This window comes from Geodermatophilus sp. SYSU D01119, from assembly GCF_054049975.1.
Window position 1 is genome coordinate 51,078 of the sequence record NZ_JBJGYL010000001.1, and the last position, 22,504, is coordinate 73,581.

Here is a 22,504-nt window from a genome sequence, read left to right on the forward strand (position 1 = left end):
GCCGCAGTCTGGCGGGCGGCACCGACAGCCGCCCGGCGGCGGCGCCCGGCGGTGCCGTCCGAAAGCCGCCAGTCAGGGGCTCCCGCCGGTGCCATGCTCGACGCGTGCCCACCTCCCTCGACGCCGAGCGCTGCTACCGCGCGGTCGCCAGCCGGGACGCCCGCTTCGACGGCTGGTTCTTCACCGCCGTGCGCACCACCGGCATCTACTGCCGGCCCTCCTGCCCGGCCCGCACGCCCGCCGCGGGCAACGTCTCCTTCTTCGGCACCGCCGCCGGCGCCCAGGCCGCCGGGTTCCGCGCCTGCCGCCGCTGCCGCCCCGACGCCGTCCCCGGCTCACCGGAGTGGGACGTGCGCGCCGACGTCGTCGCCCGCGCCATGCGGCTGATCGCCGACGGCGAGGTCGAGCGGGCCGGCGTCCCCGGGCTCGCGGCGCGGCTGGGCTACTCCGAGCGCCAGGTGCACCGGCTGCTGGTCGGCGAGCTCGGCGTCGGCCCGCTCGCCGTCGCCCGGGCCCAGCGCGCGCAGACCGCCCGCGTGCTCATCGAGACCACCGACCTGCCGATGGCCGACGTCGCGTTCGCCGCCGGGTTCGCCAGCGTGCGCCAGTTCAACGACACCGTCCGCGAGGTGTTCGCCTGCACGCCCAGCGAGCTGCGCCGCCGCCGGTCGGGCGGCGAGGGCGGCACCCCGGGCTGGCTGACGCTGCGGCTGGCCGCCCGGGCGCCGTTCGACGCCGCCGAGGTGCTGCTCTTCCTCGGCCTGCACGCCGTCCCCGGGCTCGAGGAGTGGGACGGCACGACGTTCTCCCGCGTCCTTGACCTGCCCGGCGGGCCCGGCGTCGTCCGGCTGTCCCCCGCGCCCGACGGCGGGGCCGCGGTGACCGCCCGGCTGCTGCTCACCGACCTGCGTGACCTGCGTGCCGCCGTCCCCCGCTGCCGGAGACTGCTCGACCTCGACGCCGACCCGGCCGCCGTCGACGACGTCCTCGGCGCCGACCCCGCGCTCGCCCCGCTGGTCGCCGGCGCGCCCGGCCGCCGGGTGCCCGCCTCCCCCGACGCCCCCGAGACGGCGGTCCGGGCGGTGCTCGGCCAGCAGGTCTCGGTGGCCGGCGCCCGCACGCTCACCGCCCGGGTCGTCGCCCTGGCCGGCACGCCGCTCGCGGAGCCGGTCGGCACGCTCGCGCACGCCTTCCCGCGGCCGGAGGCGCTGGCCGCGGCGGACCTGTCCACGGTCGGGCTGACCGGCGCGCGCAGCCGCACGCTCACCGGCCTGGCCGGCGCGCTCGCCGAGGGGCGCGTGACCCTCGACCCCGGCTGCGACCGCGAGGCCGCTGTCCGCGACCTGCTGGCGCTGCCCGGCATCGGCCCCTGGACCGCCGCGCTCGTGGCGATGCGCGGCCTCGGCGACCCCGACGTCTGGCTGCCCGGCGACCTCGCGCTGCGCCGGTCGCTGGCCGCCCTCGGCAGCTCCGACGCCGACGCCGCGCGCCGCTGGCGGCCCTGGCGCTCCTACGCCGTCCTGCACCTCTGGGCGCTCGCCGCGCCGCACCTGTTCACCCGCCACCCGGCTCCCGCCCCCGCCGATCGGAGTGCGTCATGACCCCGTCCGCCCGCTTCGCCACCGTCGCGACCCCGCCGGGCCCGTTCACCGTCGTCGTCACCCCGGGCCCCGACGGCGGTGACGTCGTCCTGGCCGCCGGGTGGACCGACGACGTCAGCGACCTGCTGCCCGTCGTGCACCGCGCGCTGCGGCCCACCTGGGTCGAGCGGGTGGAGCACCTGCCCGTCCTCGACGTCGTGGAGGCGCACGCCGCCGGCGACGTCGGCGCGATCGACACCGTGCCCGTGCGGCAGCGGTCCGGGCCGTTCCTCGAGGACGCGTGGGAGGTGCTGCGCACGGTGCCCGCCGGGCAGCCCGACACCTACGCCGAGTTCGCCGCCCGCTGCGGCCGGCCCGCGGCGATCCGGGCGGCGGCCAACGCCTGCGCCCGCAACGCCGCCGCCCTGTTCGTCCCCTGCCACCGGGTGCTGGGCTCCGACGGCGGCCTCGGCGGCTTCCGCTGGGGGACGCCGGTCAAGCGCTGGCTGCTCGACCACGAGGCGGAGCACGCCCCCGTCCCCGCCTGAGGAGCCTGTGTAGCGCCATTGGCCGCACCTCCCCGGGGTTGTCGGTGGCGTCCTGCACCCTGCTGGGGTGGACGCCGCCTCGCTCCTGCTCGGCCTGCTCCTCGGCGTGCTGCTCGGGGCGGCCGTCGCCCTCGGCGTCGTGGCGGTGCTCTCCCGCCGCCGGCCGGCCGACGACGCGCTCGAGCCGGTGCACGAGTCGCTGGACCACCTGCACCGGCTGCTCGCCGGCATCGAGCGCGACCGCGCCACCGCGCACGGCGAGCTGCGCGAGCAGATGGGCACCGTCGGGCAGACCAGCGCGCTGCTGCGCCAGGAGACGGCGGCGCTGGTCACCGCGCTGCGCACCCCGCACGTGCGCGGCCGCTGGGGCGAGGTGCAGCTGCGCCGGGTGGTCGAGGTGGCGGGCCTGCTCGAGCACTGCGACTTCGTCGAGCAGCCGTCCTCCACCAACGACGAGGGCGCCGGCGTCCGCCCCGACCTCGTGGTCACCCTCGCCGACGGCCGGCAGGTCGTCGTCGACGCGAAGGTGCCCTTCACCGGCTACATCGAGGCGGTGCAGGCCACCGACCAGGCCGTCCGCGACCAGCGGGTGGCCGCGCACGCCCGGCAGCTGCGCACCCACGTCGACCAGCTGGCCGCCCGCCGATACCCCACCGCCTTCCGCCCGGCGGCGCCGTTCACCGTGCTGTTCGTCCCCTCCGACGGCTTCCTCACCACCGCGCTGGAGGCCGAGCCCGCGCTGCTCGAGCACGGCTTCGCCCGCGACGTCGTCATCGCCACCCCGAGCACGCTGCTGGCGCTGCTGCGCACCGTCGCGCACTCCTGGCGGCAGGAGCGCCTCGCCCGCGACGCCGACCAGGTCATCGAGGTCGGCCGCCGGCTGCACGCCCGGCTCACCACGCTCTCGGGCCACCTGACCCGGCTCGGCTCGGCGCTGGGTACCGCCCTCACCCGCTACAACGAGACCGTCGGCTCCTACGAGCGCTCCGTGCTCGCCGCCGCCCGCCGCTTCGACGACCTCGGTGTCGGCGAGAGCGCGGTGCCGACCCCGCCGGAGGTGGAGGCCGTGGTCCGGCAGCTGCGCCCGGCCCCCGACGACGAGCTGCCGGTCGACGACGAGCCGGTCGCCGACGCCGTGCCGATCACCGACGCCGTGCCGATCACCGACGCGCTCCCCCGCCCCGATGAGGTGCCGCTGCGCCGGCTGCCCGGGATCGGCCGCCCGTCCGGCGCCGGATGACGCCCCCGGGTCGCCCGGCCACGCCGGTCGCGCTGGACCCCTCCGTCACATCCACCCCGCGCCTCACCGAGAGTTGCCAAATCGATCCGGCGACGTGTCGCGCGTCGACGACGCGATCTGCCCCGGCGAGCGGCCTCCCGTCGCTACGGTGAGCACCGACATCGGCCCACCCGGGGCCGGTCCGGACGGGGAGGTACGCCATGGCCTCGGCGAGTGCAGCCGACACCTGGCGGGACAGCGGGAGCCGCGGGGAGCGTCCCTCCGCCGGCCCGCAGGCCGCGCGCCCGGACCCGTCGCGGCACGACGCGACGCCCGCCCGCGCCTCGCGGATGTCGCTGCCGCCGGTGCCGCCGCCCCCGCCGCGCCGCTCCGGCGGCCCGGCTCCCGACCGGCGCTCCGCGGGCCCGGCCCCCGACCGCCGCGCGGGCACGCCCGGTCCCGCCGCGGGCCCGGCCCCCGGCTGGGGCTCCGGCCGCCCGGTGGCCGACTCGCGCCCGCCCGCGGCCCGTCCGCAGCAGCGCACCCCCTACCCCGGCGTGCACCCGCTGGCCGACCGGGACACCCCGGAGCCGCCGCGCCGCGGCCGCGCCGCCGAGCGCCCGCAGCAGCGCGAGACCCCGCGCGGCTCCTCGCGGACCGCGCCGGCGCCCGCTCCCGGCCTGCGCGGCAGCCTCGCCGTCCTCGGGATCTTCGTCATCACCCTCGCCGGCGGCGCCGTCGACTCGTTCCTCGACGTCGGCCTCGGCACGCTCACGCTGATCACCCTGGTCGCGGCGTCCGCCGTCGCCACGCTGCTGGTCCGCAAGCGCGACCTGCTCACCGTCGTCGTCGCCCCGCCGCTGGTCTTCGTCGCGGTGGCCGCGGTCAACGTCGGCCTCGCGCCGTCGGCCGACTTCACCGTGCCCACCATCGCCACGGTCCTCATCCGCGGCTTCCCCACGATGGCCGTCGCCACCGGCGTCGCGGTCGTGCTCGGCATCATCCGCTGGGCCGCCCGCCGCTGACGGACCCGGAACGCGCAGAAGGGCCCCTCCCGGTCGGGAGGGGCCCTTCTGCGTTCGCGGAGGTCAGCGGGCGGGGCGGGCGGACTCGCCGCGCTCGGGCCGCAGCTCGCGGGGCAGGGCGAACACCAGCCGCTCCTCGGCGGCCTTGACCGACGACACGTCGGGGTAGCCGCGCTCGGCGAGCCAGTCGAGGACCTCGCTGACGAGCACCTCGGGCACCGAGGCGCCGCTGGTCACGCCGACGGTGGAGACGCCCTCGAGCCAGGCGGGGTCGATCTCGGAGGCGTAGTCGACCAGGTGCGCCGCGCGGGCGCCGGCCTCCAGCGCCACCTCCACCAGCCGCACCGAGTTCGACGAGTTCGTGGAGCCGACGACGACCACCAGGTCGCAGTCGGGCGCCATCTGCTTGACCGCCTGCTGCCGGTTCTGCGTGGCGTAGCAGATGTCGTCGCTGGGCGGGGACTGCAGCCCGGGGAACCGGGTCCTCAGCTGGTCGACCGTCGCCAGGGTCTCGTCCACCGAGAGCGTCGTCTGCGACAGCCACACCACCCGCTCGGGGTCGCGGACCTGGACGTTCGCGACGTCCTCGGGCCCGTCGACGAGCTGGATGTGCGACGGCGCCTCACCGGAGGTGCCCTCGACCTCCTCGTGCCCGCGGTGGCCGATCAGCAGGATGTCGTAGTCGTCGCGGGCGAACCGCTTGGCCTCCTGGTGCACCTTCGTCACCAGCGGGCAGGTCGCGTCGATCGTGCGCAGCTGCCGGGCCGCGGCCTCCTCGTGCACCGCCGGCGAGACGCCGTGGGCGCTGAACACGACGACCGAGCCCTCGGGCACCTCGTCGGTCTCGTCGACGAAGACCGCGCCGCGCCGCTCGAGGGTGGCCACCACGTGCTTGTTGTGGACGATCTGCTTGCGCACGTACACGGGCGCGCCGTGCAGCTCCAGCGCCCGCTCGACGGCCACCACCGCCCGGTCGACGCCGGCGCAGTAGCCCCGGGGATCGGCCAGCAGGACCCGTCCGCGCTGATCAGCCATGTCCCCACTGTAGGTCGCGCGCGACCCCCGGCCCGGTCGCCGAGGGGAGTCGTGACACGACGCACCCCGCCCGACCGGGTGGCCGCGGTCCGGGCCGTGCTGCCGACCCCGACGGGCTACGGCAGGCTGGGCGCATGTCCCGTGAGATCCCCGAGCCGGTCCGCGCCGCCGCCGGACTGGCCGCCACCGTCCTCGACGAGGCCCGCCGCCTCCCCGAGACGCTGCCCGGTCTGCCCGTGCGCCTGGTCGGCCTCGCACTGCAGACGGCGATGAAGCTGCAGCAGCAGTGGTCGGGGCTGGTGGCCCGCGGCGACGAGCTGCTCACCGGGCTGCGCGGTGACCGCGAGCCGGGCATGGCCACCTTCGACGAGGACGAGGAGCAGCCCGGCGAGGCCCTGGTCGCCCAGCCGATCGACGTCCTGCGCACCTCCGCCTTCGACCGCGCGCCCGACGTCGACACCACGGGCATCTCCGACGCCGAGGTCGCCGAGCTCCCCGAGGACCCGGCCGCCGACGCGGTCGTGGCCGCCGTCGAGGACACCGCCGCGGTGCTCGACGAGGGCGAGGCGCTGACCGAGGTCGACGTCATGGAGATCGACGTCGACACCGACGCGGCCGGCCTGGTCGACGACGAGGTCGCGGGCCTCCCCCAGGACCCGTCGCCGGCCGCCGTCGTGGCCGCCGTCGAGGACGTCACCGACCAGGTGCTGGGCACCGAGGAGGCCGGGGCCGCGCTCGACGCCGCCGACACGGCGCTCACCGCCGAGGACGCGCTGGAGAGCGCGCTGCTCGAGGCCGAGGGCAGCGACGCCCCCGCGGCGCCGGCCGTCGCCGACGACGCGCCCGCGGCCAGCGACCCCGGCGGCTCCCCCGTCGGTGAGCTCGCCGGCGCGCCCGACGTGGGCAGCGACGACGCCGCCACCCCGGACGCCGCCGACTCCGGCACGCCCGACACCGGGATCGGGACCGCCGACGACGCCGCCGGCACGGCCGCCTCCCCCGACGCCGGCGTGCTCGGCGAGGACGCGGAGGCCGACGCCGCCGCGACCGAGGACGCCGCGACCGAGGTCGACGTCATCACCCCCGACGGCCAGGTGACCACCGTCGAGGGCACCGTCACCGACGAGGGCGTCGTCGCCCCCGAGGACGGCGGGCAGCAGGCCGCCGACGACCAGGGCACCGCGACCGGGGGCTCGAGCGACGTCGTCACGGACGAGCACGTCCGGGTCGACGAGGAGATGGGCACCGAGACGGGCCCCGGCGAGGACTCCGGCGCCGCCACCGACACCGTCGAGCCCGAGCCGGTGACCGACACGGCGACCGACACGGCGACCGACGAGGGCGGCACCCCCGTGGCCGCCGCGACCGGCGTGCGCACCGACGTCGGCGAGGCCGACACCGCCGAGGAGGACGCCGCGATCGCCGAGGGCGCCGCCGTCGACGCCGTCGGCGGGCAGTCCGACGCCCCCACCGACGACCCGGAGGGCGGCAGCGAGCTGTCGGGCTCCCAGGCCGCCGGGGCCGCGCCGGTCGACGGCTACGACTCCTTCACCGTCGCCCAGCTGCGCGGCCGGCTGCGCGGCTACCAGCTGGCCACGGTCGGCGACCTGCTCGCCTACGAGGAGGCCACCCGCAACCGGGCGCCGTTCGTCACCATGCTGCGCAACCGGCTGGAGAAGCTCGAGCAGCAGGCCGCCGACGCGAGCCCGCTGCAGCCCCGCGGCTAGCGCCGACCGATCCCCTCCCGGCGGCCCGGGACCCCTCGAGGGTCCCGGGCCGCCGTGTCGGTGGGGCCTGGCAGGCTCGACCCCCGTGACCGCTCCGTCGACCCCCGAGGCCCCGTGGCCCGTCCGCACGGTGGCCCGCAAGGTCGCCGAGTGGATCGGCCGGCTCGGCGAGGTGTGGGTCGAGGGGCAGGTCGCCCAGCTCTCCCGCCGCGGCGCGGCCACCGTCTTCCTCACCCTGCGCGACCCGGCGGCCGACCTCTCGGTCCCGGTCACCTGCGCCCGCGACGTCGCCGACCGGCCGGGCCTCGAGCTCACCGAGGGCGCGCGCGTGGTCGTGCGCGCCCGGCCGGACTACTACATCGCCCGCGGCTCCTTCTCCCTGCGCGCCACCGAGATCCGCGCCGTCGGCCTCGGCGAGCTGCTCGCCCGGATCGAGCGGATCCGCCGGCTGCTGGCCGCCGAGGGCCTCTTCGACGCCGCCCGCAAGCGCCCGCTGCCGTTCGCGCCGGCCGTCGTCGGCCTGGTCACCGGCAAGGACTCCGCCGCCGAGCGGGACGTGCTCGTCACCGCGCGACGCCGCTGGCCGGCCGTGCGGTTCGCCGTCCACCACAGCCTGGTGCAGGGCGTGAACGCCGCCGGCTCGGTGATCGAGGGCCTGCAGCGCCTCGACCGCGACCCGGAGGTCGAGGTCATCGTCGTCGCCCGCGGCGGCGGCTCGGTGGAGGACCTGCTGCCGTTCTCCGACGAGGGGCTGGTGCGCGCCATCGCCGCCTGCCGCACCCCGGTGGTCACCGCCGTCGGGCACGAGACCGACACCACGCTGGTCGACCACGTCGCCGACGTCCGCGCCGCCACCCCCACCGACGCCGCGCACCGCGTCGTGCCCGAGATCGGCGAGCAGCGGCGGCTGGTCGACGGGCTGCGCGCCCGCGCCCGGCACCTCGTGTCGGTGCGCATCGAGCAGCAGGAGCGGTGGCTGGAGAACGTCCGCAGCCGGCCGGTGCTCGCCGACCCGCAGCGGCTGCTGCACGGCCGGGCCGACGACGTCGCCGCGCTGCGCGACCGCGCCCGGCGCACGCTCACCCACCGCGTCGAGACCGCCGAGCGCGACCTCGAGCACGCCCGGGCGCGGGTCGCCGCCCTCTCGCCGCAGGCCACGCTGCAGCGCGGCTACGCGCTGGTGCAGCGCGGCGACGGGGCGCTGGTCCGCGACCCCGGCGAGGTGACCGACGGCGAGGCCCTGTCGGTGCGGGTCGCGGGCGGCCGGCTGCCCGTGCGGGTCGACAGGGAGGATGGGCAGCCGTGAGCGCACCCGAGCAGCCGACCCAGAGCTACGAGCAGGCCCGCGAGGAGCTGGCCGACGTGGTGCGCCGGCTGGAGGCCGGCGGCCTCACGCTCGAGGAGTCCCTGGCGCTGTGGGAGCGCGGCGAGCAGCTGGCCGAGATGTGCCGGCACTGGCTCGACCGCGCCCGCGAGCGGCTGGCCGCGGCGACCCCGGGCGAGCAGCAGGAGGGCTGAGCGGGCGGCTCAGCGCACCGCCACGGGGGCGATCGAGCCGGCCACGGTCTCGAGCTCGTCGTCGCCGGCCGAGCCGGTGACCATCGTGGTCACCTCGCCCTCCTCGAGGGTGAGCACCGTCTCGCCGCGCCCGCTGGTCAGCCGCGTCCAGGTGCGCCCGCCGACGTCGACGGTGCCGTCCTCGGTGGCGTCGTCGAGGACGGCGGTCAGCTCCTCGGCGCGAGGGTCGTCGGTGGTGACGAAGCCGGCGTACTCGTCCGACGGCGTCAGGTAGCCGATCTCCAGGGTCACCGGTGCGCCCTCGGCGGCCTCGCCGGCGTCGGTGCGGGCGCTGGTGGGCCGGTAGCCGTCGGGCAGTCCCGTGGGCGCCGCCAGCTCGTAGCCCGCCCGGGACGCCGCGAACTGCACGGAGCTGGCCGGGTCGACCGTCCGCACCGGGTCGGTGCCGCTCTGCCGGAAGGCGATCCAGCCCACGACCAGCAGGCAGATGAGCACCAGCGGGGCCAGCGACCGGATCATGTTGGCCGCGCTCATCCGGTTGGCCCGCTCGACCGCGGTCGGCGCGGGGGGCGGCTGCTCCTCGACGGGCTGCTCCTCGGGGGCCTGCTGGCCCGACGGGCCGGAACTGGTCATGCCCCTAGGATCGCAGCACCGATCCAGAACCCCGCCGCCCCGCATCGGGCGGCGCCTCGCGCCCGACCGGCAACGGTGCCGGTCGTTGGAGGTCCCCGTGACACTGCCCGTACCCGACGGCCCCGTGCCCCAGACCCCGCGCGTGAGCACCTTCCGCACCGACCGCCCGGCCCCCGACCGCAACCTGGCCCTCGAGCTGGTGCGCGTCACCGAGGCCGCCGCCATGGCCGCCGGCCGCTGGGTGGGCCGCGGCGACAAGAACGGCGGCGACGGGGCCGCGGTCGACGCCATGCGGGCGCTGATCGGCACGGTGAGCATGCGCGGCGTGGTCGTCATCGGCGAGGGCGAGAAGGACGAGGCGCCCATGCTCTACAACGGCGAGCAGGTGGGCGACGGCTACGGCCCCGAGTGCGACGTCGCCGTCGACCCGATCGACGGCACCACCCTGATGGCCAAGGGCATGCCCAACGCCATCGCCGTCATGGCCGTCGCCGACCGCGGCGCCATGTACGACCCCTCGGCCGTCTTCTACATGGAGAAGATCGCCGTCGGCCCGGCCGCGGCCGACGCCGTCGACATCACCGCGCCGGTCGCGGAGAACATCCGCCGGGTCGCGAAGGCCAAGCACAGCTCGGTCGCCGACGTCACCGTCTGCATCCTCGACCGGCCGCGGCACGAGCAGCTCGTGCACGAGGTCCGCGAGGCCGGCGCCCGCATCAAGTTCATCTCCGACGGCGACGTCGCCGGCGCGATCGCCGCCGCCCGCGAGGGCACCGGCGTCGACATCCTCATGGGCATCGGCGGCACGCCGGAGGGCATCATCGCCGCCTGCGCGCTCAAGTGCATGGGCGGTGCGCTGCAGGGCCGGCTGTGGCCCAAGGACGACGAGGAGCGGCAGAAGGCGATCGACGCCGGCCACGACCTCGACCGGGTGCTGCAGATCGACGACCTCGTGCGCGGCGACGTCTTCTTCGTGGCCACCGGGATCACCGACGGCGAGCTGCTGCGCGGCGTGCAGTACCGGGCCGGCGGCTGCACCACCCAGTCGCTGGTGATGCGTTCGCGCTCGGGCACGATCCGCTCGATCGACAGCCTGCACTCGCTGGAGAAGCTGCGGGCCTACTCGGCCGTCGCCTTCGACCCGCACCACGACTGACCCGGACGCACCGCACACGAGGACGGCCCCGGGGCGATCGCCCCGGGGCCGTCCTCGTGTGCGTGGACCTCAGTCGAGCCGCAGCTCGCAGGTGCCCGCCTGGTACTCGACCCGGCCGGCGCAGGTGCCGCCGTACTGCTCCCAGTCCGAGCCGACCGGGGTGTCGAGCCACAGGTCGTCGCAGGCGGCGAGGTCACCGGCGAAGCAGGCGTCGGCCTGCTGCTGCCAGTCGCCCTCCTCGTCGACACCCAGGCCGGTGGGCGGCACCGGGGCCGCCGTGGCGCCGCCGCTGCCCGCGCCGAAGCGGTCCTCGCAGGTGCCGCCGCCCTCGTAGGCGTCGCGGCCGCCGCAGGTGCCGCCGTACTGCTCCCACTGCGAGCCGACGGGGGTGTCCAGCCACAGGTCGTCGCAGACGGCCAGGTCACCGGCGAAGCAGGCGTCGGCCTGCTGCTGGAAGTCGCCCTCGGTGTCCTCGCCGAGGCCCACCGGCGGCTGCCCCGCCGGGAGGCCACCGCCACCGCCACCGCCGGGGGTGGTCGGGGAGCTGGAGGACGAGGACGAGGAGGACGACGACGAGCTCGAGGAGGAGCTGGAGCTCGACGAGGACGTCGTCGTCGAGGCGCTGGTGGTGGTCGTCGGGTCGGCGACCGTGGAGCCCTCGTCGTCGCGCAGCAGGAAGAACAGCAGCACACCGAGGCCCGCGATGAGCACCACGCCGACGACGGTCAGGATGACGGCGAGGTTCTTCTTCGGCTGCTGCGGCGGCTGGCCGTAGGCGCCCTGCTGCCCGTACTGCTGGCCGTACTGGGCGTTCGGGTCGTACCCCTGCTGCCCGTACTGCCCGTACTGGGCGTTGGGGTCGTAGCCCTGCTGCCCGTACTGCCCGTACTGGGCGTTGGGGTCGTACCCCTGCTGCCCGTACTGCCCGTACTGGGCGTTCGGGTCGTAGCCCTGCTGCCCGTACTGCTGGCCGTACTGCTGCTGCCCGTAGGCGTTCGGGTCGGGCTGGCCGAAGGGCGTCGTCCGCTCGCGCGGGTCACCCGGCTGGCCGTACTGGCCGGCCTGGAACTGGGAGGTCGGCGGGGCCGGCTGACCGAACTGCGCGGTCGGGTCGTCGGACTGCCCCCAGCCCTGCTGCCCGGGCTGCTGGCCCGAGGGGTCGTTGCCGCCCTGCGGCGGCGTCGGCGGCTGGGACATCTGCGGACTCCTCGGTTCTGGTCGCTGGCGGGGCCAGGCTAGGTCGGCCGATCGGGACGACCAAGCACCGTCCGGTCACGGGACGGCGGCGTCGGACGTCACCCGCCCCACGGCTCCCGTCCGCCGCGGGGCCCCCTCCGGGAGCGTCCCGCCCGCACCCCCACGATGCCCCGACGTGCTGGAACGGACTGGTGCGCGACTTGCACGGCGCCCCGAGCCGGCCCCCTCCGGGACACCGCCCGAGCGGTGATGGGGCGGGGTCCTGCCTCAGTCCAGCTCGGTGCAGAACGGCACGGTCCAGGCCTTCACCCGGCCGCCGCAGGTGCTGCCGTACTCCTCGTAGTCCGACAGCGGCGCCGACTCCATGTAGAGGTCGTCGCAGGACTGCAGGTCGCCGTCGAAGCACTCCTGCGCGTAGGCGTCGAGCACCGGGTCGGGGCCGAGCTCGCCGGGCGGCACCGGCTCCGACTGCTCGACCGGCCCGAGGCCGCCCGCGGCGTAGGGGTCGGCGTACCAGCCGGCGTCCTCGGTGGTGCTGCCTCCGAACATCGCCTCGCCGATCGCCTCGCCGGCGGCGGTGCCGGCGTCGTCGGCAGCCCCGCGCAGCAGCAGCGCGCCGACGACGGCGGCCAGCACCATGCCGATGACCAGTCCCGCCACGACGACGGCGATGCCGCCGGGCCCCAGCGGGCGGCCGGCCGGCACGGCCGGGGCCGCGGGCGCGGCCGGGGCGGGCCGGCCGGCGCCCGGCTCCCAGGTGCCCCACGGCGTCCAGCCGCCCGTGGGAGCGGTGCCGTACGCGGGGTCGTGCGGAGGTGTCACGGGAGCTCCTCGGGCGGGGTGGTCCGGCGGACGCTAGCCACCGCGGGGGCCGCCGTCCCGCATCCCGACCGGAGCCTCCCCACATGGAGCGGGACCGGGCCTCTCTAGGGTCACGCCTGCAGCACCGAACCCACCGACACCACACGGGAGCCAGCGTGGCCACCGAGCAGGAATTCCGCGTCGAGCACGACTCCATGGGGGAGGTCCGCGTCCCCGCCTGGGCCAAGTGGCGGGCCCAGACCCAGCGCGCCGTCGAGAACTTCCCGATCTCCGGCACCCCCATCGAGCGCGAGCTCATCGCCGCCCTGGCCGCCATCAAGGGCGCCGCGGCGCGCGTGAACGCCGACCTCGGCGTGCTCGACCGCGGCGTCGCGGACGCCATCGCCGCCGCGGCCGCCGAGGTCGCCTCCGGCACGTGGGACGAGCACTTCCCCATCGACGTCTTCCAGACCGGCTCGGGGACGTCGAGCAACATGAACACCAACGAGGTCCTGGCCACCCTGGCCACCGAGGCCTCGGGCACGCCGGTGCACCCGAACGACCACGTCAACGCCTCGCAGTCGTCCAACGACGTCTTCCCCTCGGCCATCCACGTGGCGGCCACGCGCGCGATCGTGCGCGACCTGGTGCCGGCGCTGCAGCACCTGGAGGCCTCGCTGTCGCGCAAGGCCGAGGAGTTCCGCGAGGTCGTCAAGAGCGGCCGCACCCACCTCATGGACGCCACCCCGGTCACCCTCGGCCAGGAGTTCGGCGGGTACGCCGCGGCGATCCGCTACGGCGTCGAGCGGCTGCACGCCTCACTCCCCCGCATCGGTGAGCTGCCGCTGGGCGGCACCGCCGTCGGCACCGGCATCAACACCCCGCCCGGCTTCGCCGCCGCCATCATCGAGCGGCTCGCCGGCGAGCTCGACCTGCCGCTCAGCGAGGCCCGCGACCACTTCGAGGCGCAGAGCTCCCGCGACGGCCTGGTGGAGGCCTCCGGCCAGCTCAAGACGATCGCCGTCGGCCTGGTGAAGATCGCCAACGACCTGCGGTGGATGGGCTCGGGCCCGCGCACCGGCCTCGGCGAGATCCAGCTCCCCGACCTGCAGCCGGGCAGCTCGATCATGCCGGGCAAGGTGAACCCGGTGATCCCCGAGGCGGTCATCCAGGTGGCCGCCCAGGTCATCGGCAACGACGCCGCCGTCACCTACGCCGGCACCACCGGCGTCTTCGAGCTCAACGTGACCCTGCCGCTCATGGCGCGCAACGTGCTCGAGTCGATCCGGCTGCTGGCCAACGTCAGCCGGATCCTGGCCGACCGCTGCGTCGACGGCATCGTCGCCAACGTCGAGCAGTGCCGCACCTACGCGGAGTCCTCGCCGTCGATCGTCACGCCGCTGAACAAGTACATCGGCTACGAGGAGGCCGCGAAGGTCGCCAAGCAGTCGCTGGCCGAGCAGAAGACGATCCGCCAGGTGGTGCTCGAGCGCGGCTACGTGGAGCAGGGCAAGCTCACCGAGGCCCAGCTCGACGAGGCCCTCGACGTCCTCTCGATGACCCACCCGTGACCCGTCCCTGACCGCCCCGGCGGGGTGGGCGGGAGCCCGCTCCACCCCGCCGGGGGACGGTCGCTGTCGTCGGAGCGGCCGGACGGCGATAGCGTCGGGCCACCATGACCGAGACAGCCAGCACCCCCGAGGTATCCCTCCGGCACCCGGGGGGTGAGCTCCCGCTGCGCACGGTCCCGGCCACGGAGGGCGCCTCCGGGCTCGACGTCTCCAAGCTGATGGCGACGACCGGACAGGTCGCGCTCGACGTCGGCTTCGTGAACACCGCCTCGTGCACGTCGGCGATCACCTACATCGACGGCGACGCGGGCATCCTGCGCTACCGGGGCTACCCGATCGACCAGCTCGCCGGGAAGGCCAGCTTCCTCGAGGTCACCTACCTGCTGATCCACGGCGAGCTGCCCACCGCCGACCAGCTGGCGGCCTTCGACGAGAACCTGCGCCGGCACACCCTCCTGCACGAGGACCTCAAGCAGTTCTTCCGCGGCTTCCCGCGCGACGCGCACCCGATGCCGGTGCTGTCCTCGGCGGTCAGCGCCCTGTCGACCTTCTACCAGGACTCGCTGGACCCCTTCGACCCGCGGCACGTGGAGATCTCCACCGTCCGGCTGCTGGCCAAGCTGCCCACCATCGCGGCCTACGCGTACAAGAAGTCGGTCGGGCAGCCGTTCCTCTACCCCGACAACTCCCTCGGCCTGGTCGAGAACTTCCTGCGGATGACCTTCGGCTTCCCCGCCGAGCCCTACGAGGTCGACCCCGATCTGGCCGCCGCCCTCGACATGCTGTTCGTGCTGCACGCCGACCACGAGCAGAACTGCTCGACGTCGACCGTGCGCCTGGTCGGCTCCTCGCACGCCAACCTGTTCGCCTCGGTCTCGGCCGGCATCAACGCGCTGTTCGGCCCGCTGCACGGCGGGGCCAACCAGTCGGTGCTGGAGATGCTGGAGGCCATCCAGCGCGACGGCGGCGACATCGGCCGGTTCGTGGCGCGGGTGAAGGACAAGGAGCCCGGCGTCAAGCTCATGGGCTTCGGCCACCGGGTCTACAAGAACTACGACCCGCGCGCGGCGATCGTGAAGCAGACCGCCGACACCGTCCTGGACAAGCTGGGCGGCGACAACCAGCTGCTGGACCTGGCGCGCCAGCTCGAGGAGATCGCGCTGTCCGACGACTACTTCGTGCAGCGCAAGCTCTACCCGAACGTCGACTTCTACACCGGCCTGATCTACCGGGCGATGGGCTTCCCGACGCGGATGTTCACCGTGCTGTTCGCCCTCGGCCGGCTGCCCGGCTGGATCGCCCAGTGGCGGGAGATGATCGAGGACCCGACGACGAAGATCGGCCGGCCGCGCCAGGTGTACACCGGCGAGACCGAGCGCGCCTTCGTCCCGATCGGTGAGCGCTGACGGGGCGGGCGCCATGGGCAGCGATCCGGCCGAGGACGTCCTGGTCCTGCCACCCATCCCCCTGGCCACCGGCCGGGTGCTGCGCGAGGACGACCGGACGCTGGAGGTGACCGCCGTCGAGGTGGTCGTCTCCACCGCCGACGGCGCCGAGCACCGCATCGCGCTGGTCCCCCGGCACGGCGCCTGGTGGGCCCCCGACCGCTGACCCAACCGGCCGGTCCCCCGACCGGGCGGAACCCCTCCCCCCATGGGGTGAGACCCGCTCCCCCGTCCCTCCTCCGGGTCCCCCGGACGGTCGATCTGACGGCGAGCGCTCCGATCCGGAGCGCGGCCAGCCAGCCGAGACCGCCCGGGGGACCAGACCGTGCCCGCTCCACGCACGACCGCCTCCCCGCGCACCTCCGCTCCCCGCCGCGAGCTCACCCCCCGCGAGGCCGAGGCGCTGCGCGCCCTGCTCGCCGCCCGCGCCGCCGGCACCCCGGGCACGGCCGGAACCGCCCGCCCCGCGACCGCCCGGCCCGCGACGGCCCGGCCCGCCGCGAGGAAGAAGGCGTCCGCGGAGAAGCGGGGCCGGCGCACCCCCGCCCGCCGTCCCGCGTCCGCTCCCCGCGAGCGGGGTCCGTGGCGCACCCGGCTGCTCGTCGTCGGCCTGGCCACGCTGCTCGTGCCCGCCGTCAGCGTGCTGCTCGCCCCCGCCACCTCCGCGCCCGGCTCGGCCACCGTCGCCACCGACCCCGCGGGCCTGGCCCTGGCCGCCCGCAGCACCCTGCTGCAGGACGCCGACGCCTACCGCCGGCTGCAGGCCGAGATCGACGGCCGCCGCGCCGAGCTGGCCACCGCCGTCGCCGCCGAGGAGGCCGCCCGCGCCGCCGTCGCCGCCGAGCAGGCGACCGTCGGCGACGTCGCGGCCGACCTGTACCGCGCGAGCGCCACCGGCCGGATGCCGGTGCTCGGCCTCGAGGCCACCACCCCCGGCACGACGTCGGGCGTGCTGCAGCTGCAGGCGCTGGCCGACCGGGCCGCCGTCGAGCGCGAGGCCGTCGTCGTCCGGGCGCAGCGCGCCGAGGCGGCCGCGGAGGCCGCGGCCGGCCGGGTCGCCGAGGCGCGCGCCGCCGTCGACGCCGCCACCGCGCAGGCCCGCACGCTGCTGGCCGGTGTCCGGGAGACCGCCGACGACCTCGGCCTCGACGTCGCCGCGCAGCTCGCGGCGCTGGACACCGTGCCCTCGGCCGGCGCGCAGCAGGAGCGCAACACCGCCGCGCTGCAGCGCTGGCAGGGCTCCCTCGCCGAGCTGGCATCGGCCGGGATCGAGCCGCCGTCGGCCGCCGAGCTCGCCGACCCGGCGACGCTGCCCGCCGGCTTCTCCCCCGCCCTCGACGCGGCCGGCCAGGCCGTGCCGGGCGTGGCCTGGGCCGTGGTGGGCAACCGCCCGGTGACCGTGCTCCCCGCCGAGACCGTGGCCGCCGTCAGCAGCGCGCTGGCGCAGGCCGGCCGGCCCTACGCCGCCGGTGCCGCCGGCCCGGACGCCTTCGACTGCGGCGGGCTCACCGCGGCGTCGTGGCTGCTGGCCGGGTACGACCTGCCGGCCACCGCCGCCGGGCAGTGGGCCGCCGCGACCGTGGTCCCCGCCTCGCAGATGCAGGTCGGCGACCTGGTGGTCTCCGACGGCGGTCAGGACGTCGCCCTCTACCTCGGTGCCGGCGAGGTGCTGGGCGCCTCGGCCGCCACCTACCGGGTGGGCGTCCGCCCGCTGCCCGAGGACGCCCGCGCCGTGCGGGTCACCCTGCCCGCCCCGGACCGGCCGAACGCGCCGCTGCCGGCGACGGCGTCGGGCCGCGGCGCCTGCGGTGCTCCGCCGGCGCCGGCCGGGCCGGTCAGCCCCGCGTGGGGCGGCTGGACCAACGGCCGGATCCCCGCCGAGGCGCTGTGCTCGATCGCCCGGGGCCACGCGCTGCGCTGCGACGCGGCGGCCGGGTACGCCGTGCTGGCGTCGGCCTTCGAGGCGGAGTTCGGCACCCCGCTGTGCATCACCGACTCCTACCGGTCGATGGCCGCCCAGCAGGACGCGTTCCGCCGCAAGCCGGCCCTGGCCGCGGTGCCGGGCACGTCGAACCACGGCTGGGCGCTGGCGGTGGACCTGTGCGGCGGCGTGAACGTCGCGGGCACCGCGCAGTGGACCTGGATGACGCAGAACGCGGGGCGGTTCGGCTTCGTCAACCCCGACTGGGCCCGGCCCGGCGGCGAGAAGCCCGAGCCGTGGCACTGGGAGTTCGGCGACCTGCTCGACTGACGGGATCAGGCATCAGAGCCAGCGGAGGGCGGCGAGGCCCGACCAGGGCAGGCGCACGCAGGCCTCCCCGGTGAGCCCGGCGAGCCGGTCGGCCACGCCCTCGGCGGCGCAGGCCACCGGCCGCATCGGCGTCACGACCACCTGGGGCTCGCGCAGCCGCAGCCCCGCGTCGGCGATCCGGCCGAGCAGCCGCTCGGGGGCGGCCAGCGCGGCGGTGGCCAGCATCGGCGCCCCGGGGTGCGACCACAGCGCCACCGGGCCCTCCACGCGCAGCACTCCCCCGGCGTCGGCCGCGCGGGCCGTCGCGTCGGTGCGGGTGCGGGTGACGACGGCGGCGTCGGCGCGGTCCGACGGCGTCCAGGTCACGGTGCGCTCGCCGCGGCGGACGACGACCCGCCAACCCACGGCCGAGTGTCCGTCGTCGGTCCAGTCCAGGACGGCGACGCCGGCGCGCGCGGCGGACGCATCGGTCACCGGGCGTCCGGCGACCACGCCGGTCAGCGCCTCCGCCACGCCGTCGGGGGTCGGGGCGACGCCGGCGTCGGTCATGTCCTCGGCGAGGTCGCGCAGCGACAGCCGGGTGCGGCGCTCGTCCTCGGCGAGGACCAGCACCGGGCCGCGCGCCGGGTCGGTCAGCACGGCGGCGCGCAGGCCGCCGGTGGCGAGGCCGGGCAGCACCGCGGCCGCGGCGGCCCGGACGTCGTCGACGGCGACCGGGCCCGGCCGCAGCCGGGCGAGCAGCCCGGCGGAGACGCGCGCGGGGCGCTCCGGCCTCACGCGCGGCGCCCGGCGAGGGCGGTGCGCAGCGGCGCGGGCAGCGTCCCGAGGGCCAGCACGCTGTCGAGCTCGGCGGCCGACAGCCGCACGGGAAGGACGTCGTCGGCCCAGCCGGTCACCCGGCGGACGCGGGCGGCGGGCGCGGGCCAGACGGCGTCGCGCGCGGCGGCCACGTGCAGCTCGGTGAGCACGTCGGCGAGGTGCACCGCGGCGACCGGGTGCAGGACGCCGGCGCCCAGCTCGGCGCGGACGACGTCGGCCAGCTCCTCGCGGTCGGCGGCCGACAGCCAGTGCGGGAGCAGCACGACGGCCGGGTCGCCCGCAGGCAGCACGCTCACCGCACACCCCTCCCCGTCGGTGTCCGCGGGTCCGCCCGGCCGGCTCGTGCGGCGCGTCGGCGGGGCCCCGTGGTCTTGCGTCTCCTACATCGGCAGGCCGGCGCCCGGATGGACCGGACTCCTCGGTGCCGTTTACCCGTGCGTCACTCGGAGAGCTCGGTGAGCCGGTCCTTGAGGGCGCGCTCGACGCGGTCGGCGTGCACGTTCATGTTGCGGACCGAGGTGCCGAGGTCGGCCGAGACCTGGGTCTTGGTCTGCCCACCCCAGGTCGTGAGGTACCAGGTGGCCCAGCCGAGCACGTTCGGCTGCGCGGCGCGCTGGCCGCGGGCGGCGGTCGGGTCAGGGGCGCAGGCGGCGGTCAGCGCGTGCGAGAGCAGCGTCTGCTCGGCCTCGTCCATGATCTGGTCGGGCGCCTCGTCGCTGTCGGGCACCAGCACCTCGGTGGCGCCGTCGGGGCCGCCGTCGAGCGACTGCAGGTTGCGCAGGCCGTTGAGGGTGGCGACGGTCTGCGAGTTGCGGCGCAGCGTCGCGACGCTCTGCCCCATGTACTGGGCGAGCTCGCGCTCGCTGGGCCGGCGCTGGTGCTCGGCCTGGAAGGCGGCGAGCGCCTTCTGCTGCCGGTTCTCGGTGTCGGCGGCGGTGCGGCCGTGGGCGCTGCGGCCGAGGTCGTGCACCCACTTGGACAGCTGGGTGGCGAGGAAGGCCCCGAACGGGACGCCCTTGGTCTCGTCGTACTGGCCGACGGCCTTGAGGACCCACTCGGCGACCTGCTGGTAGAGGTCGTCGGGGTCGGGGACGTGCATGCGCAGGGTGCTGGCGTTGCGCTGCAGCCGCTTGAGGCTCAGCGGCTGGTAGTGCCGGCACAGGTCCTCGAGGAAGGCGGGCGGCAGGTCGCGGGGCGCGCGGCGGCGGACGCCCGCCTCCGCGCGCAGGCCCACGGTGGTCACGTCGCGGCCGGCGCACCAGGCGCGGATCCAGTCGGCGAGCACCTGGCCCTGCCCGCAGGGGCCGTCGACCCGGTAGAGGCCCTCACCCTCGTCGTGGCTGACCGTGACGCCGTCGGGCAGGTCGGCGCGGAACTCCGCGAGCGGGAGGTCGCGGTCCACGCGGAAGTGCACCCGGTCGCGGGCGGTGATCGGGACGGCCGCGAAGCCCTCGGCCTCGGGGACGCCGCCGAAGACGAGCGGCCCGCGGGCGGGGGCGTCGTCGGCCGGCTGGTCGGCGGTGCTGGGGACGGTCGCGAGGGTGCTCACCGGGAACTCCAAGTCGATCGCGGGGAAGGCGTCGGCGATGGCGAGGTGCTGGAACGGCCCTCCTGCAGGAGCCCGCCCCGAGCGGAGCGAGGGGTGGGGGGCAGGAGGGCCCTTCGTCAGGCGGGGACGCGCTCGGCGGCCGCCGGCAGGACCGGGGCGAGGCCGGGGTCGCCGGCGCGCAGCAGCGCCTCGGCCGCGGCGCGCTCGGCGGGCGCGGGCTCGGCGGCGTAGACCGGCATGTGGTCGTAGAGGACCGTGAAGACGTCGCTGACGAAGGCGTAGGCCGCCTGCGCCTGCGGGGAGAAGCGCGCGATCGCCTCGCGCGGGCCCAGCTCGACGCCGACGGTCACGCGGACGACGCGCTCGTCCTTCGCCAGGCCGGTGATCGCGAACGGGACGGCCGGGTGTGCGGCGGCCAGGGCCGACAGCTCGGCCAGGCAGCGCCGGGTGGACCCGCGCCGCGGCCGCAGCTGGACGTGGACCACCACGGTCTCGTCGGCCTGCTGGGTCTCTGCCATCACGCTCTGCTGCATCTCCATCGCCCCCTGTGTCGTGCTCGGGGGCAACTCTGTCGCATGAGCGGACGGTGACGGGCACACAACTCGCCGTGTGCTGCGCAATGTGCGGGGCGACCTTCGTCAGGTTCTGCCCTCGCGGACGGGGAGGACGGTCCGGCGGGACCGCGCACCGGCGAGAGTTGCCGAGACGCGGACCCGCCGTCCGTGCGAGTCGTTCAGCGCCCGCGCGCCTCCGGCGGGGCGGTGCGCGCGGCCGGGTCCTCGGGGGCGCCGGCGGCGGCGCCCGAGGCGGCTCCGGGGGTCGGCGCGAAGGCGGCGAGCGCGCCCAGCGTGTCGGCGGTGACCTGCGCGGCGAGCAGGTTGGCCTCGGCGATCTGCCGGTAGACCTCCTCGCGGTGGATGGTCACCTCGCGCGGGGCCTTGAAGCCGAGGCGGACGGTGCCGCCCCGGACCTCGACGACGTGGACCTCGATGTCGTCGCCGATGCGGATCGTCTCGCCGACGCTGCGGGTGAGAGTGAGCACGGGTACCCCTCCATGGGTGTGTGTTGGCCTCCGTGGCGTACCCGCCGGGGGCGGGTGTCGGAACGGCGGTGCCGCTCCCTCTTCCTATCGGCGCAGGGGACGCCGGATCGGATGACGGCTGTCGGGCAGCAGCACCTGCGTGGCCCGCCAGTTCGCCGGGTTGAGCACGACCGGCGCGCGGAGGTTCGCCGTCGCGTGCGCCACGCCCTCCGCCGGGACGGTCACCAGCGCCAGCAGCGTGGCGTCGGCGGCGTCGTCGAGGTCGAGGTCGGCGAGCACCTGCCGGGGCAGGGCGGGTGCGTAGTCCGGGAAGTACCGGGCCGGGGGGATGGCCAGGAACCGCGGACCGTCGGCGTCCATCGACTGCAGCCAGAACAGCAGGCCGTCCCCGTCGGCCGTGACGAGCACGTAGTCACGGAAGTCGGGGAAGCCGGGCAGGGGGGCCACCATGCCCAGCAGCGGCAGGGTGACGACCGGGGCGAGCGTCATGCGAGGAAGTCCACGAGCGTCGGCTGGATGATCTTCGCCGTCGCCGACAGCGCCGCCTGGTAGCCGGTCTGGACCATGTTGAGCTCCATGATCGTCTTCGGCAGGTCGATGTCCTCGACGCCGGCGAGCTGGCCCTTGAGCTGCAGCTGGCGGTCGGTGTTGACCTGGGCGGCGGTCTCGATCCGGGTGGCGCGGGCGCCGACGCCGGAGATCGCGTTGAGCAGGCGGTCCATCGCGCCGTCGAGCGAGGCGATGTGCCCCGGGACGGCGCCGGTGTTCCCCTCCACGTCGTCGGCGATCGCGGCGACCAGGGCGAAGAGGTCGCCGCCGGCCGGGTCGCCGAAGGCCTCCGGCCCCGTGACGTCGACGCGCACCTCCTCGTTCGCGGAGATGCGGCGCATCTGCGGCACCACCGGGACGGCGGCCGTGCCGCCGACGCCGGCGTAGCTGCCGTCGGCGTTGTAGGCCAGGGCGCCGGTGGTGACGCCGCCGAAGACCGGCTGGCCGTCGATCGTCGTGTTGGCGACCCCGATGAGGCTCTCGCGGATCGAGCGCATCTCGGTGGCGATCGCCGTGCGGCTGCTCTCGCTCATGGCGCCGTCGTTGGCGGCGCGCAGGGTGAGCGTCTGCACCCGGCGGACCTGCTCGATGACGGTGCTCAGCGCGGAGTCGGTGGTCTCCAGCCGGCCCTGCGCGTCGGAGACGTTGCGCGCGTACTGGACGGTCGCGGCCTGGTCCTGCCGGATCTGCATCGCCCGGTTGACGCCGGTCGGCGAGTCCGACGGCTTGCTGACGAGCTTGCCGGAGGTGAGCTGCTGGTTGAGCCGGCCGACCTCGGCGAGGTTGCGGTTGAGGCCCTGGAGCGCCGTCTGGGCGACGGCGCGCTGCGTGATGCGCAC

At 76.4% G+C, this 22,504-nt stretch carries 23 protein-coding genes; 12 read left to right on the plus strand and 11 right to left on the minus strand.

What is annotated here, in order from left to right:
• Window positions 1-104: 104 nt before the first annotated feature.
• The 4 genes from ACI79X_RS00275 to ACI79X_RS00290 all read left to right on the plus strand — a co-directional run bounded on the left by ACI79X_RS00275 (window position 105) and on the right by ACI79X_RS00290 (window position 4,372).
• A complete protein-coding gene (locus ACI79X_RS00275) occupies window positions 105-1,601 on the plus strand; it encodes an AlkA N-terminal domain-containing protein (RefSeq protein ID WP_457023414.1) in 1,497 nt (498 codons plus the stop codon).
• On the plus strand, window positions 1,598-2,128 hold the full coding sequence (locus ACI79X_RS00280; RefSeq protein ID WP_457023415.1) for a methylated-DNA--[protein]-cysteine S-methyltransferase: 531 nt from the start codon (window positions 1,598-1,600) through the stop codon (window positions 2,126-2,128). The genes ACI79X_RS00275 and ACI79X_RS00280 overlap by 4 nt, the downstream gene beginning before the upstream one ends.
• A gap of 67 nt (window positions 2,129-2,195) precedes the next feature.
• Window positions 2,196-3,368, plus strand: coding sequence for a DNA recombination protein RmuC (locus ACI79X_RS00285; protein ID WP_457023416.1), 1,173 nt, complete (start codon window positions 2,196-2,198; stop codon window positions 3,366-3,368).
• 200 nt (window positions 3,369-3,568) lie between these two features.
• Window positions 3,569-4,372: a DUF6542 domain-containing protein gene (locus ACI79X_RS00290; RefSeq protein WP_457023417.1), complete on the plus strand. Its 804-nt coding sequence runs from the start codon at window positions 3,569-3,571 to the stop codon at window positions 4,370-4,372.
• A 63-nt stretch (window positions 4,373-4,435) separates the two neighbouring features.
• On the opposite strand, the gene ACI79X_RS00295 is transcribed toward ACI79X_RS00290, so the two are convergent.
• Window positions 4,436-5,407, minus strand: coding sequence for a 4-hydroxy-3-methylbut-2-enyl diphosphate reductase (locus ACI79X_RS00295; RefSeq protein ID WP_457023418.1), 972 nt, complete (start codon window positions 5,405-5,407; stop codon window positions 4,436-4,438).
• A 134-nt stretch (window positions 5,408-5,541) separates the two neighbouring features.
• Here ACI79X_RS00295 and ACI79X_RS00300 point away from each other — a divergent pair, with 134 nt between their 5' ends.
• The 3 genes from ACI79X_RS00300 to ACI79X_RS00310 all read left to right on the plus strand — a co-directional run bounded on the left by ACI79X_RS00300 (window position 5,542) and on the right by ACI79X_RS00310 (window position 8,652).
• Complete coding sequence (locus ACI79X_RS00300) at window positions 5,542-7,134, plus strand: hypothetical protein (protein WP_457023419.1); 1,593 nt, start codon at window positions 5,542-5,544, stop codon at window positions 7,132-7,134.
• Window positions 7,135-7,219: 85 nt separating this feature from the next.
• Window positions 7,220-8,440 (plus strand): exodeoxyribonuclease VII large subunit, encoded by a 1,221-nt coding sequence (gene xseA / locus ACI79X_RS00305; protein ID WP_457023420.1) that lies wholly within the window; start codon window positions 7,220-7,222, stop codon window positions 8,438-8,440.
• Window positions 8,437-8,652: an exodeoxyribonuclease VII small subunit gene (locus ACI79X_RS00310; protein ID WP_457023421.1), complete on the plus strand. Its 216-nt coding sequence runs from the start codon at window positions 8,437-8,439 to the stop codon at window positions 8,650-8,652. Before xseA ends, ACI79X_RS00310 begins: the two co-directional genes overlap by 4 nt.
• A gap of 9 nt (window positions 8,653-8,661) precedes the next feature.
• Here ACI79X_RS00310 and ACI79X_RS00315 read toward each other — a convergent pair whose 3' ends face one another.
• On the minus strand, window positions 8,662-9,285 hold the full coding sequence (locus ACI79X_RS00315) for a DUF4245 domain-containing protein (RefSeq protein ID WP_457023422.1): 624 nt from the start codon (window positions 9,283-9,285) through the stop codon (window positions 8,662-8,664).
• Between the two features lie 142 nt (window positions 9,286-9,427).
• Between ACI79X_RS00315 and glpX the strand changes: the two genes are divergently transcribed.
• Window positions 9,428-10,441 carry a class II fructose-bisphosphatase gene (glpX, locus tag ACI79X_RS00320; RefSeq protein ID WP_457023423.1) on the plus strand — a complete coding sequence of 338 codons (1,014 nt, stop codon included), beginning with the start codon at window positions 9,428-9,430 and terminating at the stop codon, window positions 10,439-10,441.
• A gap of 69 nt (window positions 10,442-10,510) precedes the next feature.
• On the opposite strand, the gene ACI79X_RS00325 is transcribed toward glpX, so the two are convergent.
• Window positions 10,511-11,638: a hypothetical protein gene (locus ACI79X_RS00325; protein WP_457023424.1), complete on the minus strand. Its 1,128-nt coding sequence runs from the start codon at window positions 11,636-11,638 to the stop codon at window positions 10,511-10,513.
• A gap of 267 nt (window positions 11,639-11,905) precedes the next feature.
• A complete protein-coding gene (locus ACI79X_RS00330; protein WP_457023425.1) occupies window positions 11,906-12,460 on the minus strand; it encodes a hypothetical protein in 555 nt (184 codons plus the stop codon).
• A 155-nt stretch (window positions 12,461-12,615) separates the two neighbouring features.
• Here ACI79X_RS00330 and ACI79X_RS00335 point away from each other — a divergent pair, with 155 nt between their 5' ends.
• From ACI79X_RS00335 to ACI79X_RS00350, 4 genes are all read left to right on the plus strand, one after another.
• Window positions 12,616-14,010 (plus strand): class II fumarate hydratase, encoded by a 1,395-nt coding sequence (locus tag ACI79X_RS00335; protein ID WP_457023426.1) that lies wholly within the window; start codon window positions 12,616-12,618, stop codon window positions 14,008-14,010.
• Window positions 14,011-14,114: 104 nt separating this feature from the next.
• Window positions 14,115-15,416 (plus strand): citrate synthase, encoded by a 1,302-nt coding sequence (locus ACI79X_RS00340; protein ID WP_457023427.1) that lies wholly within the window; start codon window positions 14,115-14,117, stop codon window positions 15,414-15,416.
• The gene (locus ACI79X_RS00345) at window positions 15,406-15,621 is read left to right on the plus strand and encodes a hypothetical protein (RefSeq protein ID WP_457023428.1); all 216 of its coding nucleotides are present in this window, start codon (window positions 15,406-15,408) and stop codon (window positions 15,619-15,621) included. The genes ACI79X_RS00340 and ACI79X_RS00345 overlap by 11 nt, the downstream gene beginning before the upstream one ends.
• Before the next feature lie 159 nt (window positions 15,622-15,780).
• Window positions 15,781-17,706, plus strand: a complete 1,926-nt coding sequence (locus ACI79X_RS00350) for an NlpC/P60 family protein (RefSeq protein ID WP_457023429.1) — start codon at window positions 15,781-15,783, stop codon at window positions 17,704-17,706.
• A gap of 12 nt (window positions 17,707-17,718) precedes the next feature.
• Here the strand turns inward: ACI79X_RS00350 and ACI79X_RS00355 are convergent, their stop codons facing one another.
• The 7 genes from ACI79X_RS00355 to flgL form a co-directional block, all read right to left on the minus strand.
• The gene (locus ACI79X_RS00355) at window positions 17,719-18,483 is read right to left on the minus strand and encodes a hypothetical protein (protein WP_457023430.1); all 765 of its coding nucleotides are present in this window, start codon (window positions 18,481-18,483) and stop codon (window positions 17,719-17,721) included.
• A complete protein-coding gene (locus ACI79X_RS00360; RefSeq protein WP_457023431.1) occupies window positions 18,480-18,821 on the minus strand; it encodes a hypothetical protein in 342 nt (113 codons plus the stop codon). The genes ACI79X_RS00355 and ACI79X_RS00360 overlap by 4 nt, the downstream gene beginning before the upstream one ends.
• Window positions 18,822-18,964: 143 nt before the next feature.
• On the minus strand, window positions 18,965-20,074 hold the full coding sequence (locus tag ACI79X_RS00365) for a sigma-70 family RNA polymerase sigma factor (RefSeq protein ID WP_457023432.1): 1,110 nt from the start codon (window positions 20,072-20,074) through the stop codon (window positions 18,965-18,967).
• Between the two features lie 116 nt (window positions 20,075-20,190).
• The gene (locus tag ACI79X_RS00370) at window positions 20,191-20,592 is read right to left on the minus strand and encodes a hypothetical protein (RefSeq protein WP_457023433.1); all 402 of its coding nucleotides are present in this window, start codon (window positions 20,590-20,592) and stop codon (window positions 20,191-20,193) included.
• A gap of 215 nt (window positions 20,593-20,807) precedes the next feature.
• The gene (csrA, locus tag ACI79X_RS00375; protein WP_457023434.1) at window positions 20,808-21,116 is read right to left on the minus strand and encodes a carbon storage regulator CsrA; all 309 of its coding nucleotides are present in this window, start codon (window positions 21,114-21,116) and stop codon (window positions 20,808-20,810) included.
• 84 nt (window positions 21,117-21,200) lie between these two features.
• Complete coding sequence (gene fliW, locus ACI79X_RS00380; RefSeq protein WP_457023435.1) at window positions 21,201-21,605, minus strand: flagellar assembly protein FliW; 405 nt, start codon at window positions 21,603-21,605, stop codon at window positions 21,201-21,203.
• Complete coding sequence (flgL, locus tag ACI79X_RS00385) at window positions 21,602-22,504, minus strand: flagellar hook-associated protein FlgL (protein WP_457023436.1); 903 nt, start codon at window positions 22,502-22,504, stop codon at window positions 21,602-21,604. The genes fliW and flgL overlap by 4 nt, the downstream gene beginning before the upstream one ends.

Coding starts and splice junctions, on each gene's coding strand:
- ACI79X_RS00280 (WP_457023415.1), top strand. CDS start 1,598: ATGACCCCGTCCGCCCGCTTCGCCACCGTCGCGACCCCGCCGGGCCCG.
- ACI79X_RS00290 (WP_457023417.1), top strand. CDS start 3,569: ATGGCCTCGGCGAGTGCAGCCGACACCTGGCGGGACAGCGGGAGCCGC.
- ACI79X_RS00295 (WP_457023418.1), bottom strand. CDS start 5,407: ATGGCTGATCAGCGCGGACGGGTCCTGCTGGCCGATCCCCGGGGCTAC.
- ACI79X_RS00300 (WP_457023419.1), top strand. CDS start 5,542: ATGTCCCGTGAGATCCCCGAGCCGGTCCGCGCCGCCGCCGGACTGGCC.
- ACI79X_RS00315 (WP_457023422.1), bottom strand. CDS start 9,285: ATGACCAGTTCCGGCCCGTCGGGCCAGCAGGCCCCCGAGGAGCAGCCC.
- ACI79X_RS00325 (WP_457023424.1), bottom strand. CDS start 11,638: ATGTCCCAGCCGCCGACGCCGCCGCAGGGCGGCAACGACCCCTCGGGC.
- ACI79X_RS00340 (WP_457023427.1), top strand. CDS start 14,115: ATGACCGAGACAGCCAGCACCCCCGAGGTATCCCTCCGGCACCCGGGG.
- ACI79X_RS00370 (WP_457023433.1), bottom strand. CDS start 20,592: ATGGCAGAGACCCAGCAGGCCGACGAGACCGTGGTGGTCCACGTCCAG.
- fliW (WP_457023435.1), bottom strand. CDS start 21,605: ATGACGCTCGCCCCGGTCGTCACCCTGCCGCTGCTGGGCATGGTGGCC.